Origin of the sequence: Lactococcus cremoris subsp. cremoris NBRC 100676 (assembly GCF_001591705.1) — a bacterium.
Classification (GTDB): Bacteria; Bacillota; Bacilli; order Lactobacillales; family Streptococcaceae; genus Lactococcus; species Lactococcus cremoris.
In genome coordinates this window covers 1-673 of record NZ_BCVK01000121.1, presented here as the reverse complement: position 1 = coordinate 673, position 673 = coordinate 1, and the positions used below count along the sequence as shown (strand labels likewise).

The window sequence follows — 673 nt, the reverse complement described above, 5'->3', positions numbered from 1 at the left end:
ATATATTCCTCGAAGGGTCTCCATGCCCTTAATCGTGGAAGAGGCTGTACGGAGACTTTGATAAAATTTATTCCGTCGTTTAATAGGTCGATGGTCTTGTTCTATTAAATTGTTAAGATACTTCACAGTTCGGTGATCTGTCTTAGTATATAAACCCACACTCTGTAACTTTCTAAAGGCGGAGCCAAGAGAAGGTGCTTTATCGGTCACAATTGCTTTGGGCTCACCAAACTGTTTATGGAGTCGTTTTAAGAAAGCATAGGCTGCTTGCGTATCCCGTTTCTTTCGTAACCAGATATCTAAGGTTAAGCCGTCCGCATCAATTGCACGATAAAGATAATGCCCACGTCCCTTAATTTTGATATAGGATTCGTCCATTTTCCATGAATAGAAGGATTGTCTATTTTTCTTCTTACAAAGATCATAGAGGACTTTGCTGTACTCTTGCACCCAACGATAAATCGTAGTATGACAAACATTTATTCCACAATCATATAACAATTCCTGAACTTCACGATAGCTTAGATTGTAACGCAGGTAGTAACCAACAGCGACAATAATGACGTCTTTTTTGAATTGTTTGCCTTTAAAATGATTCATTACTCTGTCCTCTCTGTCTTTTTTCTCAATTTTACACTAAAATAGATTTTTTGGAAAACTTTGCAACAGAACC

General features: G+C 37.6%; 1 protein-coding gene. It reads right to left on the bottom strand.

What is annotated here, in order from left to right; genetic code table 11:
* Nucleotides 1-600, bottom strand: a 600-nt coding sequence (locus LLA01S_RS12035; RefSeq protein WP_061778373.1) for an IS6 family transposase, incomplete at its 3' end; no start/stop codon positions are given.
* Between the last annotated feature and the right edge of the window lie 73 nt (nt 601-673).